Annotated in this window: 13 protein-coding genes; 5 read left to right on the forward strand and 8 right to left on the reverse strand. The window is 67.8% G+C overall.

What is annotated here, in order from left to right; translation table 11 throughout:
- Window positions 1-167: 167 nt before the first annotated feature.
- The gene (locus tag P3L51_RS07115; protein ID WP_354604214.1) at window positions 168-929 is read left to right on the forward strand and encodes a TetR/AcrR family transcriptional regulator; all 762 of its coding nucleotides are present in this window, start codon (window positions 168-170) and stop codon (window positions 927-929) included.
- Here P3L51_RS07115 and P3L51_RS07120 read toward each other — a convergent pair.
- Entirely contained in the window at window positions 926-1132 is a 207-nt protein-coding gene (locus tag P3L51_RS07120) for a hypothetical protein (RefSeq protein ID WP_354604215.1), read from the reverse strand. The genes P3L51_RS07115 and P3L51_RS07120 overlap by 4 nt on opposite strands.
- 270 nt (window positions 1133-1402) lie before the next feature.
- Between P3L51_RS07120 and P3L51_RS07125 the strand changes: the two genes are divergently transcribed.
- Entirely contained in the window at window positions 1403-2404 is a 1002-nt protein-coding gene (locus P3L51_RS07125) for a LysR family transcriptional regulator (RefSeq protein WP_354604216.1), read from the forward strand.
- An 88-nt stretch (window positions 2405-2492) separates the two neighbouring features.
- Here the strand turns inward: P3L51_RS07125 and leuE are convergent, their stop codons facing one another.
- Window positions 2493-3194, reverse strand: a complete 702-nt coding sequence (gene leuE / locus P3L51_RS07130) for a leucine efflux protein LeuE (protein WP_354604217.1) — start codon at window positions 3192-3194, stop codon at window positions 2493-2495.
- 129 nt (window positions 3195-3323) lie between these two features.
- Window positions 3324-4934 carry an acyl-CoA mutase large subunit family protein gene (locus tag P3L51_RS07135; protein WP_354604218.1) on the reverse strand — a complete coding sequence of 537 codons (1611 nt, stop codon included), beginning with the start codon at window positions 4932-4934 and terminating at the stop codon, window positions 3324-3326.
- 411 nt (window positions 4935-5345) lie between these two features.
- Between P3L51_RS07135 and P3L51_RS07140 the strand changes: the two genes are divergently transcribed.
- Window positions 5346-6305, forward strand: a complete 960-nt coding sequence (locus P3L51_RS07140) for a L,D-transpeptidase family protein (RefSeq protein WP_435594396.1) — start codon at window positions 5346-5348, stop codon at window positions 6303-6305.
- 238 nt (window positions 6306-6543) lie between these two features.
- Here P3L51_RS07140 and P3L51_RS07145 read toward each other — a convergent pair whose 3' ends face one another.
- The 4 genes from P3L51_RS07145 to P3L51_RS07160 form a co-directional block, all read right to left on the reverse strand.
- Window positions 6544-7758, reverse strand: coding sequence for a hypothetical protein (locus P3L51_RS07145; protein ID WP_354604219.1), 1215 nt, complete (start codon window positions 7756-7758; stop codon window positions 6544-6546).
- Window positions 7758-8519, reverse strand: a complete 762-nt coding sequence (locus P3L51_RS07150) for an RNA polymerase sigma factor (protein ID WP_354604220.1) — start codon at window positions 8517-8519, stop codon at window positions 7758-7760. Before P3L51_RS07150 ends, P3L51_RS07145 begins: the two co-directional genes overlap by 1 nt.
- Before the next feature lie 1128 nt (window positions 8520-9647).
- On the reverse strand, window positions 9648-10412 hold the full coding sequence (locus tag P3L51_RS07155) for a hypothetical protein (protein WP_354604221.1): 765 nt from the start codon (window positions 10410-10412) through the stop codon (window positions 9648-9650).
- Window positions 10409-11092: a hypothetical protein gene (locus P3L51_RS07160; protein ID WP_354604222.1), complete on the reverse strand. Its 684-nt coding sequence runs from the start codon at window positions 11090-11092 to the stop codon at window positions 10409-10411. Before P3L51_RS07160 ends, P3L51_RS07155 begins: the two co-directional genes overlap by 4 nt.
- 217 nt (window positions 11093-11309) lie before the next feature.
- Between P3L51_RS07160 and P3L51_RS07165 the strand changes: the two genes are divergently transcribed.
- Window positions 11310-12221, forward strand: coding sequence for a hypothetical protein (locus P3L51_RS07165; protein WP_354604223.1), 912 nt, complete (start codon window positions 11310-11312; stop codon window positions 12219-12221).
- A gap of 902 nt (window positions 12222-13123) precedes the next feature.
- A complete protein-coding gene (locus P3L51_RS07170) occupies window positions 13124-13705 on the forward strand; it encodes a Uma2 family endonuclease (protein ID WP_354604224.1) in 582 nt (193 codons plus the stop codon).
- Between the two features lie 432 nt (window positions 13706-14137).
- On the opposite strand, the gene P3L51_RS07175 is transcribed toward P3L51_RS07170, so the two are convergent.
- Complete coding sequence (locus P3L51_RS07175) at window positions 14138-14761, reverse strand: hypothetical protein (RefSeq protein ID WP_354604225.1); 624 nt, start codon at window positions 14759-14761, stop codon at window positions 14138-14140.
- Window positions 14762-14948 lie beyond the last annotated feature (187 nt).

The following is a 14948-nucleotide window of genomic DNA, read 5'->3' on the forward strand; positions in this document are numbered from 1 at the left end:
GGTGCTCCGGAGGGGCTCGTGGCCCTCGCGGGAGGAGGCGCGGTGTCGCGCCCTTCATCGCCGCAGGAGACGTTAGCGGGGAGAGGAAAGATTTGGCAGTGTTAGATTTTCCTCACACTTCATGACTTCCCGGTGCCCGGCGGGGGTCATCGCCGTACGGTCGCCGTATGCCCACAGACGAACGCGCACCGGCACCGTCGCCGACCGCCTCCCCGCCCTCCCTGCGCGAGCGGCGCAGGGCCGCCGCGACCCGGGAGATCGTGGACGCCGCCGAGTCCCAGGTCACCGAACACGGCCCCGCGGCCCTGTCCCTGCGAGCGGTCGCCCGGAGCCTGGGCATGACCGTGCAGGCGCTCTACCACTACTTCCCGAGCCGGGACGCTCTGATCACCGCGCTCATCACCAAGGCGTACGGCGACCTGGCCGACGCCGTCCAGACCGCCGTCGACACCGTGGCGGACGGATCGGACACACCGCGCCTGGTGGCCGGGGCCGAGGGCTACCGCCGCTGGGCCATCGACCACCCCGAGCTGTTCCAGCTCCTCTACGGCACACCACTGCGGCACTACGAGGCTCCCCTCGACGGGCCGACCACCCTGGCCATGCGCCGGATGAGCGTGATCTTCCAGCGCGAGCTGTTCGACGGCTTCACCCCGGCCCAACTGGCCGCGGCGGACGCCGCCACCTCCCCCTCACTCCGGGCCCATCCCGACCACCTGCCACCTGGCGGCCCGGGAGACCTGCCGCCCCCCGCGATCGCGCTTCTCATGAGCTCGTGGGGCCATATGCACGGCCTGGTCGTCCTGGAGGTGTTCGGCCACACCGCCTTCCTCGGCGACAACCAGGCCGGGATCTTCCACACGGCGATGCGCAACCTGCTCAAGGACGTCCACAGCCGGGTCCCGGCGGTGGGGGACCTCACGAACTAGCGCGCGTCCGGGCGGAGTTCGCGCGGGACGCGGGAGGTGGGGTGGTGGGCGTCGGCGCCGTGGACGGGCGATCGGTGGGCCGGGGCGTTCCGGATGACTCCGTGGGGCTTCGAAGCGGCGGCCGGCGGAGGCGGCCCGCCCACCTCGGGGATGCGGCCCTTCTCGAATCCGGCCCCGGAGGCGATCCGCTCCGCGGCCACCACACGGGCAGGCGGCGGAGCCAGGTGCGCACCCTCCGCCGTTCCGGGCGGTCGGAGTCGTTGACGCGGTCGGTCACGGCGGCGACGACGAGCATCTGTCCGCTGACCGCCAGCAGCATCGGGGCGGGCGCCAAGGGGCGGGCAGGCCGGGCGAGTTCGTAGTGGGGCATGCCCTCTACGCTCGCCGCGGCGGCGCCTGCGGTCCAACACCTGTCCCGTCCGCATTCACGCATCCGTGTTGTCAGTGCCGTACGCGACGGTAGATTGCCCCGGGTGCCTCGCGACTTCGATCCCCGCCTCCTGCGCGCCTTCGTCACCACCGCCGAGGAGCTCCACTTCACGCGCGCCGCCACCCGGCTGTACGTGGCCCAGCAGGCACTGAGCCGGGACATCCGCCGTCTCGAAGGCGACCTGCGCGCCGAGCTGTTCGTACGCACCACCCGCCACGTCCGCCTCACCGCGGAGGGCACCCGGCTGCTGCCGTACGCCCGCCGGGTGCTCGCCGCGCACGAGGCGTTCTCCGCCGCGGCCTCGGCGCGCGAGCAACGGCCACTGCTCGTCGACGTCGCGGACCGGGCGGCCACCGGGCACGAAGTGCTGGAGGAGACACGGCGCGCCCGCCCCGAACTCGAACTCGTCGCCCGCTTCCACAGCGGCCTCACCGGCGCCGCCCAGGAGATCCTCGACGGCAGTCTCGACGCCTCCTTCGGGCGGTTCGCCGGACTCGCCCCCGCCGTGGCCGCGCGGCTCACCCACCTCCCGGTCCGATACGAGCGGATGGCCGTGCTCCTGCCCGAGGACCACGATCTGTGCGCCAACGACCGCATCCCGCTGAAGGCCCTGGCCGGCCGGACGCTCTACGCGGCGGCGGGCAACCAGTCCGCCGCCGAGTGGACCGACCTCGCCACCCGGCTGTTCGCCGGACACGGCATCCAACTCGCCGACCCCTTCCCGGAGATCGAGGGCCCGGAGGAGTTCATGCGTGTCGTACGCAAACGGGGCTGGTGGGTGCTGGCGAGCACGGAATTCATCGACGTCCCCGGCATGACCCTGCGCCGGCTGAGCGACCCCGTACCCCTCTCACCCCTCTCCCTGGTCTGGCGCACCGGCCTCGACCACCCGGCCCTCGACGCCCTCACCACCACCGCACGGCGCCTCGCGCGAGAACACCACTGGCTCGACCTGCCCCCGGACGCGTGGCTGCCGCCGGAGGACAGGGCGGCGATGCGGGAGGCCGGCCGGGCCGGCCCCGCCGAAGGGTCGCCCGGACCTTGAGGTCGAACGAACCGGGCGCGGCGGCGAGCCCTTCGAGATCCCGCGGCGCCCGAGCGCGTAACGCCCCCGCCCGCCGCTGCCACTCGCCCTACGCGCCGCTGAGCGACAGCTTCGCCGCGAAGCCCAGGAACAGCGCGCCGACCGCCGAAGTCGCCGCGGCCGAGAGGCGTTTGCGGCGGCGGAAGGCGGCGGAGAGCCAGGTGCCTCCGAAGATCAGCGCCGTGAGGTAGAGGAGGCTGACCACCTGCGCTATCACGCCGAGCACCAGGAACGACAGCGCGGGATAGGCGTAGGCCGGGTCGACGAACTGCACGAAGAAGGAGATGAAGAAGAGGATCGCCTTCGGGTTGAACAGGCAGATCACGAAGGCGCGCCGGAACGGCCGCTCGTCCTCGGCCGAGGCCGGGTCCGAGACCGAGGCCGGGTCCGAGACCGAGGCCGCGGGCGCCCCGGCCACCGGCTGCTCCTCCGGAACGCTCTCGTGCCGCGACCGCCACATCGACCAGGCCGCGCGCAGCATGCCCACGGCCAGATAGGTCAGATAGCCCGCGCCCGCGTACTTGACCACGGAGAACGCCAATTCGTTGGCCTGGAGCAGCGAGGCGACGCCCGCCGCCGACAGCACCATCAGCACGGTGTCGCCGCAGAAGACACCGGCGGCCCCTCGGTAGCCCTCGCGCACGCCCCGTCGGGCGGCCAGCGAGAGCACGTAGATCGAGTTCGGCCCCGGCAACAGAATGATCATGATGACGCCGACGAGGTAGGTCGGCAGATCTATCGCACCCAGCATGCGGCGGAGTATGGCACGCGCCGATGAGGGGAAACGAGGCGGTTTCGCCCCTCGGACGGAGCCGGGATCCAACGGGCGCGGGAGCCGTCGGAACGCGCCCACCGGAACGCGTCCGTCAGAACGTGTCCGTCAGAACGTGTCCGTCGGCACATACGCGCCCCACACGTCCCGCAGCGCGTCGCACACCTCCCCCACCGTCGCCCGCGCCTTGAGCGCCCGCTTCATCGGGTGGAGCACGTTGCTCCCGCTCCCCGCCGCCGCCCGCCGCAGCTCCGCCAGCGCCGCGTCCACCTCGCCCTGGTCGCGCTCCGCGCGCAACGTCGCCAGCCGCGCCGCCTGTTGGGCCTCGATCGCCGGGTCGACACGCAGCGGCTCGTACGGGTCCTCCTCGTCCAGCCGGTAGCGGTTCACACCGACGACCACACGCTCCCCGCTGTCCGTCTCACGCGCGACGGCGTACGCGCTCCGCTCGATCTCGCCCTTCTGGAAGCCGCGTTCGATCGCCTCGACCGCGCCGCCCATGTCCTCGACGCGCGTCATCAGCGCCAGCGCCGCCTCCTCCACGTCGTCCGTCATCCTCTCGACGGCGTACGAACCGGCGAACGGGTCGACGGTCGCGGTGACATCGGTCTCGTAGGCCAGCACCTGCTGCGTACGCAGCGCGAGGCGCGCCGACTTGTCCGTCGGGAGCGCGAGCGCCTCGTCGAAGGAGTTCGTGTGCAGCGACTGCGTACCGCCGAGGACGGCGGCCAGCCCCTGCACCGCCACCCGTACGAGGTTCACCTCGGGCTGCTGCGCGGTGAGCTGCACACCCGCCGTCTGGGTGTGGAAGCGGAGCATCAGGGACTTGGGATTCCGCGCGCCGAATTCCTCGCGCATCACCCTGGCCCAAATGCGGCGCGCGGCACGGAATTTGGCCACTTCTTCGAGAATCGTCGTACGCGCGACGAAGAAGAAGGAGAGCCGCGGCGCGAAGTCGTCCACGTCCATTCCGGCGGAGATCGCGGTACGGACGTATTCGATGCCGTCCGCCAGCGTGAACGCGATCTCCTGCGCGGGCGTCGCCCCCGCCTCGGCCATGTGATAGCCGGAGATCGAGATCGTGTTCCAGCGGGGAATCTCCGTCCGGCAGTACTGGAAAATGTCCGCGATCAGCCGCAGTGAGGGTTTCGGCGGGAAAATGTAAGTACCGCGCGCGATGTACTCCTTGAGCACGTCGTTCTGCACCGTGCCCGTGAGCGCGGCGGCCGGTACGCCCTGCTCCTCCGCGACCAGTTGGTAGAGCAGCAGCAGGAGCGCGGCCGGCGCGTTGATCGTCATCGACGTGGAGACCTGGTCCAGCGGGATCCCGTCGAAGAGGATCCGCATGTCGTCGATGGAGTCGATGGCGACCCCGACCTTGCCCACCTCACCGCTCGCGATCGGCGCGTCGCTGTCGTGGCCCATCTGGGTCGGCAGGTCGAAGGCGACGGAGAGCCCGGTCGTGCCATGGCCGATCAGCTGCCGGTAGCGGGCGTTGGACTCGGCGGCGGTGCCGAAGCCCGCGTACTGGCGCATCGTCCACGGCCGGCCGGTGTACATCGACGGGTAGACCCCTCGGGTGTACGGGTAGGAGCCCGGCTCGCCGAGCCGCTCGGCCGGGTCCCAGCCGGCCAGTGCGTCGGGGCCGTAGACCGGCTCGACCGGCACACCGCTCTCCGTACGCCGCGTCGCTCCCTCGTCACCGGGCTCGTGCGCCATCCGCTCCGCCTCCGTCGCTCGCCGTGTCAGCTGGTCAACTCGTCCCATCATGCGGGCGCCGTCGTCCTGGCGATATGAGCCTCCGGGAGTGTCGCGCCCGCTTCTCCGGGGTTTCCGCCTGGGCCTTCCGGCTGCCGGTTCCGCGTTTCCGGTTTCGCGTGGTTGCGCGCGACGGTGTCCGTCAGGAAGGCTCTCCGGTCGAGACGTGCTTTCCATTGGCTGAGCACCGAGGTGGAATTCGGCCGCGGTTTCGGGCGCGGTTGAGTTTTTACCCGAAGACGGGGTCGTCCGGGCAACCGGAACGGGCTCTCAGCTGTCTCAGGAGATACGTGCCGGTTCCAACGGCTCATCCATGCCCGGATACTCGGATACTCGCCATCGGACAGCTCAGTGGCAGACAGGGGGACGAAGTTGCCCAGAACATCAACGCGGCCCGGGACCCGGACGCCGACAGGGACGCGACAGTCGCGTACCGCCGCGCTCCGCGTCGCACTCGCCACCGGTGCCGTGCTCGCCGTCACCGTCGGCTGCTCGGCGCAGGTGGTGAACGATCCGGCGGGTGGCGCCGACGACAAACCGGGCAGCGGCGTCAGGATCGACCCGGCGGGACCCGCGTCGAGCAGCCCCTCGGCCGAGCCGGTCGCCGCGTCGAAGCCGCCGGCCACCCCGTCCGCACCGGCCACCCCGTCCGCGAAACCGTCGAAGAGCGCGACGGAGAAGCCCGCGCCGCCGAAGCCGAAGACCGTGCTGGCGAGCGGCGCCCAGGGCGACCAGGTACGCGAACTCCAGGCCAGACTCCGGCAGATCGCCCATTTCAACCGCACCCCCACCGGCTACTACGGCTCGGTGACGGCCACGGCCGTCTCGTCGTTTCAGGCCAAGCGCGGACTACCGCAAACCGGTACAACCGACACCGTCACCTGGCAGAAGCTGCTCGGGATGACGAAGAAGCCGACCGCCGCCCAGCTGCGCCCGCCGGCCGCCGTCAAGCCGGCGCCGAAGCCGGATCCGCGGTGCATGACGGGCCGGGTGCTGTGCATCAGCAAGAACAGCCGGTCGCTGTCCTGGATGATCGACGGCAAGGTGATGTCGACGATGGACGTCCGGTTCGGCTCGCAGTACACGCCGACCCGTGAGGGCACGTTCAAGGTGGGCTGGAAGTCCCGGCACCACGTCTCGACGCTGTACGACACCCCGATGCCGTACGCGATGTTCTTCAGCGGCGGCCAGGCGGTGCACTACTCGGCGGACTTCGCGGCCAGGGGCTACAGCGGGGCCTCGCACGGCTGCGTCAACGTACGGGACGAGAAGAAGATCGCGTCGCTCTTCGACCAGGTGCGGACCGGCGACAAGGTCGTCGTCTACAAGTAGCGACGAGGCGACGGGTTGAGAGGCGCGGGCGGGACCGGGGGAACGTATCCCGCCCGCGCCAATTGTGCGTCGAGCCGAAGGTACGGGGGGAACCCCGGCTCTGACGCGGCCGATGACCAGTCGGCACACTCTTTACTGCGTCGGAGGGCGAAAAAACGTCACACCCAAACCCGGGGCGGTGATCGTGGCCGAAAATCGTGCCGTCGCAGGGGGACGACGTTCGGTGTCGGCGCGAGGGCTACGGCGCGGAGGGGCCGGGGTCCGGCACCGCGGGAGCGGCCGGTGCGTCCGTGCCGGGGGCCTCCGGAGCGGGGCCCGAGCTGGAGCCCGTGTCCGAGCCGGGTGTCGCGGGGAGTTGGGGCGGCAGGGTCGTCCCGCCGGACTCCGGCGGGTTCATCCCGATGGTCTCGCCGTGCTCGCCACCCGGCCATCCGCTCGGCGGATCCTCGGACCTGCCGGGGGTACCGTCCGTGCCACCGCCCGTATCGCCGGGGGTACCGCCCTCGGCCGGGCCGCTGGGGGTACCGCCCTCGATCGGGCCGCCGATCTGCGGGCCTTCGCCGCCGCCACCGCCGGTACTGTCCCCGTCATCCCCGCCGTCGCCGTCGCCGCCGTTGCCGCCGTTGCCGTGGGCGCCGTCGTGATGACCGTCGCGGTCCGAGCCGCCGCTCAGCAACTGGTTGCAGAAGTGGGTCACACCCTGCGGGGTCTTGGCCGCGTCCTCCAGCAGCTTCTTCTTGCCGGGGGCGATCGTGCCGTCCCGGTACGCGTGGCACGCCTGAACGAGCTTGGCGTACCACTTCTCGCCGTCCTTGCCCGGCCGGCCGTCGCCCGTCGCCCGGCTGTTCCTGTCCTTCGGATCGCCGGCCCCCGCGTCGGAACCCGTGGCCCCGGGCGGGACCGGGTCCTTACCGGTCGTCGTATCGGCCGGCGGGGGCGGCGGGTCGAGGCTGCTGCTCGGCGATTCGGACACCAGGGGCTCCGGTGTGAGCGCGTCCGAGATGGAGTTCGCCGGCCGTGGCGGGCTCTCGCCCGCCGACGGCGCGTACAGAAAACCGGCTCCCGCGGCCACCCCACTGAGCGCGCATCCGGCCATGGCCGCGGCCAGGCCCAGCCGCAGCGGGCGCCCGAAGCTCGGCAGCCGTACCCCACGGCGCTCGGGATCCAGGCGTACGGTCCCGATCCCGTCGTCGCCCGCGCCCGCGTCGGCGTCCCAGCTCCGCGAGGCGGTTCGCCCCGCCGTCCCGGCCGTCTGCCGGAACGCGGCGAGCGCGGCGGCCTCGCCGGGCAGCTCGGCCGGGCCCGCCTGCGCGTCGTCCGCGGCTTCCTCAAGGACCCTGGCGAGCCGATCGGCCTGCGCCTGGGCGTGTACGTCGGCGGTCTCGACCGGCCTGCCGCGCAGCAGAAGCTCCGCGACTCCGTGGTCGAGCCACGTCTCACGCTCGTGCGCCATCACATGTCCTTCTGCGTCCCCGGCGGCGAATGCGTCACACCGGCCGGTTCGGGAGCGCCCTGGTGACGGGCGCGCTGCGGCGGTACGGATCCCAGCTCCAGGCCGGTCCGGCCGCCGTGCGAGCCACCGGTCGGGCCGCCTTTCGCCGCGCCACTGTGCGCGACGCGGTCCGCACCGTCCATACCGTCCATGCCCTCAAGAGGTTCCGGGTCTTCGGCACCCAGCAGCTCGGCCAGCCGCTTGAGCCCGCGGTGCGCCGCCGTCCGTACGGCGCCGGGCCGCTTGCCGAGCGTCCTCGCCGCGCTCTTCGCGTCGAGTCCTACCACGACGCGCAGCACGACGGCCTCCGCCTGGTCCTGCGGCAGTTGCGCGATCAACGCCATCGTCGTGCCGGTGGACAGGGCCTCCATCGCCTCGTCGGCGGTGTCCGAATCGGCGGCCTTGCCGGCCAGCTCCGTCTCGTCACTGCCGGCCGCCGGGCGCCTGCCGCGCATCCGTATGTGGTCGAGGGCGCGGTTACGGGCTATCCGCGCGGTCCAGCCACGGAAGCGGTCGGCGTCGCCGCTGAAGCGTTCGAGGTCGCGGGCTATCTGGAGCCAGGCCTCAGAAGCCACGTCCTCGGCATCAGGCTCGCCGACGAGCGTTCGTATGTAGGCCAACAACCGCGGGTGCACGGCGCGGTACACAGTCCGGAACGCAGTCTCGTTCCCGTCCTGTGCCGCGAGCACCGCGGCGGTGAGCTCCGCGTCGTCCCCCAGCACTCCACACAACCTGTCTTGAATCACGGCTGGTCACTGCCGCGCGCCCCCACGCGCTCCTGCACGCTACGGCCTCTCGGATGCCCAAGTCCATAATTTGTACAACCCGCAACAACCTGCCGACAGACCTCGGTGTGACAGAAAACGCTCTCCTGACGCTGACATGAGTACGGGGCCGCACAGCGTCCCCGCCGGACGACGACCGGGGCCTCTCCTGTGGGGGGTGGCGGCCCCGGTCGTCCTCTCCAACTCCCTCACTCTGAACAGGCAAGATGCAGAGTAGGGGGCCTCGGCATGACCAACACGTGCCCAACGCAGCCGGGCCCGCCCTCCGCGATCGGTGCGCTGCGTCACTCTCGACGCGAACTGCAGGGCATGCTCCCTCAGCGCCTTCCGTACCGGCGAAAGTTGAGGCGCTGCATCGCAGGACGCAAAGCGTGCGTCCTGCGGGACCCACGGCAACGGACCCAAACGTTGGGCAGATGTCCGTCGAGGTCGATCGCGAGTCTAGGCAACCAAGTAACCGTTGCGAGTGCCGCGACCTAACAGACCCGCTTGTGTTTTCCCGCGTCGTAAGGGATGTCTGCGGCGACCCGGTCGATCTGTAGCAGGACGCCGTCGGGGATGACACGCCTTCGCCGCTGCAGTGCAGCCGGCCGGGCGGCGCCCCCGTACCCCGATCTCTCGCGCCGGGCGGAGGGCTGCCCGTCCAGGTATCTCGGTACGGATGGGCAGACGGACGCGTAGACAAACAGCAAAGCTCCTGGCGGAGATGGGTGGTCTTGGTCGAGAACCCGTCCACCAGAAGCTTCGTCGGTCCGCAGCCCCTACTCGTCAACACCAGGTCGTTATCGTCAAGTCAGGCAGCCGCACTACTGTTAATTCATATGCGCTGGATGGGACCCACGGAACCCGGCCTATTGATCACCGTTTGCCAGCAAGTGGCACACAGTGCTCGCGCCGCAGGTGGCACACCCTGTTCCTCCGACATGGAGTGCGACAGTTGTCCGACGAGCCTTTGAGTCCAGGCACGGACCCCGGTCGACTCCAGATGTCACCACCCTCATCCGGGCCAAAAGGCCCCACTCGTTCGGTCTCGGAAGGTGTGTCACGAACACCGGCACGACATAGCTAGAGCGGCTCCAGCAGTCTCCTCGACTCGACGGCTCGATGCCCCGCATAAGTGATCCAAACGGTCTCATCCGTCACGTGGACAAGTGCTTTTGCATCGAGAGTGCGCACGGTGCGCCTGAGGTTTGAGCGCATGCTGCTCGGCATCCACTGGAGCAAGTCAGGGTAGGCAACCCCTTGTGCGCCCCGGCGGTACAGCAGGACGAGCACTCGATCACTCGCCCGCATGTCCGCTCGGAGAATCTTCTGAAAATTCCCGAAATCCTGAACTCCCGGCACCTGCCTCGTCACCAGGTCCACGATGAGTCTCTGGGCTTCCTCCGGTGTGGTCCCCTTGCCGAGCCGAACCAGCTCTGCGACCACCCAGTCCAACACCGATGTCACAAGTGTCGCGTCCTGTAGATTCGCGTCGATTTCGTCCGAGAGGTGGGCGGCGTTTCGGCTGTTGCGAATGTCATAGACGACCCGTAGCGCCCGAGGGATGTAGATTCGGACAGACTTCGGATGTCGATCTTTTGGTTGAGCGGCCGCCCTGGAAATGACGTTCTGCGTGTCAAGAGATTCTCCCAGCGGCGTGTGGGAACCAGAGGTAATCTGCTCCAGGATTCGGAAGGCAGCCTCGCAAAACCTTCCCCCTTCGACAGCACTGAGCCTGTGCCCACCGCGGTAGAAGTTCATCTTCGCTTCCCGATAGGACGCGATCAATTCATCAACGAGATGGGTCGGGTAGGTAGAGTTGAGTACCGCCCTGGCGCTGTCGCTCACTGGTCGCCTTTGTTCCGGTCAGACGACCGCTTCGGTGATGCGTCACGGGGCCTGCGCGCCCTATACGGGTTTTCTCGTAGGGCTGCACTCACCGCCTCTCGATCGGGGAGCGCCTGAACTACAGCTTCGCCGCGTGGCGTGATCTGCTTCAGCCCTCTTCCTGCCGTAACGAGATAACCATTCTGGCGATCTGCGTTGTCACTGTCCCTCGAAGGATTACCAAACTTGGGCGCGGCCGCCTCAGTGTTCAAAGACACCAGATCACTGGTCTTGAAATGTGGCGTGTCGCGATAAGTACTCAGATAGTACGCGAGGCACGCAATGCGCTCGACCAGCGAGTTCGGCTTCTTCTGACTCATGAACGACCGAGGAGTCGGAGTGTCTTCTACCCCTTTCTGGGGGAAACTCGAACCACCAGGCGGAAAGTTCACGTGCACCGATTCCGGGAGATCCGACTGGAGGTCACGGCTATCCATTTCCAGTACGTCCAGAAGCCACCGAACAGCACGATTTCGCGCTTGGTTCCCCAGCGGACTGAGCATCTCGAACAAGGCGTGCATCGCCTTCAATTCGGCACTGGTGTCGATCACCTCAAGATCTGGCGTGACGATTTTCGGATAGATGTTCGAGTTGTTGTCGGAAGTGCCCTGCGGGATCCCCGTGGAGGTTTCATCGAGCACAAGCTTCTCCTGCCAGGTGAGGGTCTATGCGCACTTGACGCATTGACGTAGCGGGTTCAATCTCACAGGGTGTGTGTCGCAGTTGTGTCGCATGGCTACCTGAGCCTCGCACCCTGCTAGGTGAAGATGCAGATCAGCGAACGTGCCGCGCGCGGCCCTCAGGCAGGGCGAGTGATACTTGCGCGCTACATTCCCGGCACGAGGGCGGAGGAGTTGGGTGTCGGTCATCAGGAAACAGGGAGCCTTCATCACGAGCCGCAGATTGAGAGAGATCCTTACCGCGCACCCGAGGTATCGCCAGCGGTGGCGGGAGCGAGTCAAGCGCGCGAGAGAGGATCTTCATCAAGCGGCCATCGCGGAGGTCATTGCGCTCTATCTGTGGGATTGTGGAGAGCTAGCAGAGAATATTACGCCCCGCAGCCTGAAGGACAGGGTCTCCCGCGCCTTGAATGGATCGATCGTCTCCGCGGAGACTCTGAGATGGTTCATTGAGGCGTTTGAGATGGATGATAACCACCGGGAAGATCTGTGGAGCACACCATTTGGGGAGAATAGTCCCGATCTCGGTGTCGCACATACGCTGCGAAATCGACGCACGATGGCGAAGCCACAAAGGCATCGCACAATTAACCTCGTCGAGCGGTACTCCGTCGGACTTAATCGGTCGCTGATTTGGCGGAAAACATTTCACGCGATCCGGGCCATCGAGGATGACGTCGATGCATATTTTTTCAACCACGATCCCCGGGCGTCCCAAATTGAGGTTTTGCACGGTGGGACGCTTGGCGCTCGATACCTTTATGGCAACGGATTGACTGGGGTCGACATCCTATTATCGACGCCCTTGGCAAAGATGCAGGCCACCGCGCTCGAATATCAAGCATTTTTCACCCCTGGCTACTCTGCCACGGAATTAAGGCGCCCGGCATTTGCACGAGTAGAGAACGTCGACATAGCGGTCGATTTCGCATCGAATGAAACTCCAAGAAGTCTATGGTGGTGCATCTGGGACGACCACTTCGAGGGAAATCCTGTTTGGGAACAGGAATGGATGATTCGCAACCAGGTGGCCCGAAAATATATTCCATTCATCGAAGAGGCCGTTGTCGGATTTCGCTGGGAGTGGTAGGTGTCGCTGTCGCCGAAGTACAGACTGCCGGGGGACAGCCCCCTAAGGGGAAGCCGGACGGAGAAGTCAGAGAAAAGTTCCGCGGTTGGCGAGCTAGCCCCGAATCGGGGTTAGCCGGACAATGTCCCCGTCTACAACCCTTGAAGTAATTTTCTTCACTGGACACACGTCGCTTCCTCCAAGGATTAGCGAAGCGGGCCGAATCGACCGCCGATGCAACGGCCCCCTCTGCAAGAGCTTCGACGGGAGCGAGCAGGTGGTGAGGGGCCCTGCGGAAGAGGTAGTCGGCGCCCCTTGCCTGCTACTCGCGGGACCTTTGGAAAACCTGATCTGCAAGGACCTCTACGGTCGAAGTCGGCCACGTACCCATCGTGATGCCTGAAGACCTGACGGGAAGCGGCTTCAGCACGACGAGCGTCCGGCCTATGTGTGAGGAGCTGACGCGGAGACTGAAGGGCTTCCACCTCCACCCTGGCAATGTCGCCCTGACCCGGCGCAGAGCTGGGCCGAGCCTCTGTCCCGCAAGGGACAGGGTGGGTGTGCGCACGAGGGTGTCTCCCTGCTGGGCTCGACGCCTACTAGTTAATCCCGCGACTGCGCGGCCCCGAGGCACGCACGTGGCTGGAAGAGCCCCCTCCACGAAAATGAAGACGACATCCTTTGACGTCTTCGGTGATCTGCCCGTAGCACCCCCGGCCCGGCAAGGCAGTCGGCGATAGCCGACACGATGAAGCGACTGGAAAACACGAGCGCCGACTGCGCGAAACAGCTGGCCCTATACACAACAAATCCGTCTTGACGCGCCGGGCCGAGGCATCAACCCCGCACCGTAGTCACACGCGGTGGGGAGCCGGGTCCGGGAGCACTCGGCTCCCCACCGCGGCAGCCGCTACCGTGAGGGCATGACCGCACTGCCCGACTGGATGCGCCCGCCCCGCGCGGAAGGCTGGTTCGCGGAGGATCTGGACCACCTCCCCGAGGCCCCGCGCCACACCGAGCTGATCGACGGAGCCCTCGTATTCATGATGTCGCCCCAGCGGTCCTGGCACGGCCGTCTCATCACCGCCCTGACCACGACGCTCATGGCGCAGGCACCGATCGGCACTGAGGTCGAGCGGGAAATGACGATTCGCCTCGATGCCCGAAACCGCCCCGAGCCTGACCTCTTGCTGACGGACCTGCCATACGACCCCGACCGCACCTGGTACAGCCCGGAGGACGTGAAGCTTGTTGTCGAAGTCGTCTCCCCCGAGTCCGCCCACCGGGACCGCACGGTCAAGCTTCGGAAATACGCGGATGCCCGCATCCCGCACTACTGGTGCATCGAAGACGAGAATGGCGCACCCGCCGTTCACGTGTACGAGCTCGACGAACCAACGGGCGTGTATGCGCCCGCCGGCATCTTCCGGGGCTCCCTTCAGCGCCTGGTGCCCTTCGAAGTCAGTCTCGACCTTGACAAGCTCACGCCTCCCCAAAACAGGTGAAGAGCCATAAGAGGGAACACCTTCAGATGCAAGAAGCGGGATTCACGGGGTCCGGCCTCTTCCAGAGCCACATGCCTGACCGTCCGGCATAACGTACTTTTGACCTTTCGGGCTGGCCTGACGGTAGGACTCGCGACCAACGCGTGACCAGCCAGCAGCCAGAAATGGTTAGAAACACCCGGGTCAGGGCGGAACTAGACAGTAAGCAGAGCCTCTACTCAGTCGACAAACTTCTGATCATGCCCCCTCACGGTTCAGTCAGGCCAGAGGTGGCGGCCCCGGTCGTCCTCTCCAGGCCCCGTGCGCACAGCCGTGACCCGCCCGTTCGCCCATCCCGGAGAGCGCGTTCGGACAGCCTGCGCGGACAGCGCGGCGCCGCCCCCGACGTGCGTCCGGGTTCCTGTGGACGCCCACCCCTCCCTGCCGCCGGCGTCAGTTCCCGGCCCTCGCCCGCCGCGAGACGACGGCACGCAGCACGCGCCGGCCCTCGATCGAAAGGTCCAGCGCCTGGCGCAGTCCCGCCGCGCCGGCGGTTTCGGACAGGATCTCCAGGATCTGGATCTGCCGGCGCAGTTCACCGGAGACCATCGGCCCGGCGATGAACGGCCCGATGCCGGGTTTCCCCTCGGCGCCGTCGGCCACTCCCGTACGGCAGCGCTCCACCCAGTCGCTGTACGCGCCGCTCTCGACGGTGCCGGGCGCGCCGATGACCCGGTCGCCGACCACGTCGAACTGCTGGTGGATCTCCAGCGCCACGACCGAGCAGCTGTCGGACCAGCCGCGCAGGGGCTCCGCCGCCCACTCGGAGGGCGCGGCAGCGAGCATCTTCCGTACGAGGACGGCCGTTTCGTCGTTGCTGACGGCCTCCTCCATGGCTTCCCTGGCCGCCGCGAGTCGCGGGGCCCAGGTTGTCTCGCCGTCGGCGATGCCCGACCAGAGCGGGCGCAGCACCTCGCCCTCGTCGGCGAGGAGGGGCAGGCAGCGGTCGAGGCAGGCGACCCCGCTCGCGGCGAGACCTCGCTCATCCGCCCGAACGATCAGTTCCACCAGGCTCATTCACGTCTCCTGTCGCGGGCAGAATACTGCTCATTAAAGCGCCCAGCGGCTGAAAAACGTCACTTGTGGCTCAGAAAGCAGGCTCGGTACGCGAGGAAGACCCGTCCACGACCGCTACGTCCCCAATCGCCGGACGGAACGGAACCAGCCCGTCAGGCGATTGAGGACATAACGCGTGGCCCGGCAA

It is taken from the genome of Streptomyces panacea, assembly GCF_040560175.1.
Classification (GTDB): domain Bacteria; phylum Actinomycetota; class Actinomycetes; order Streptomycetales; family Streptomycetaceae; genus Streptomyces; species Streptomyces panacea.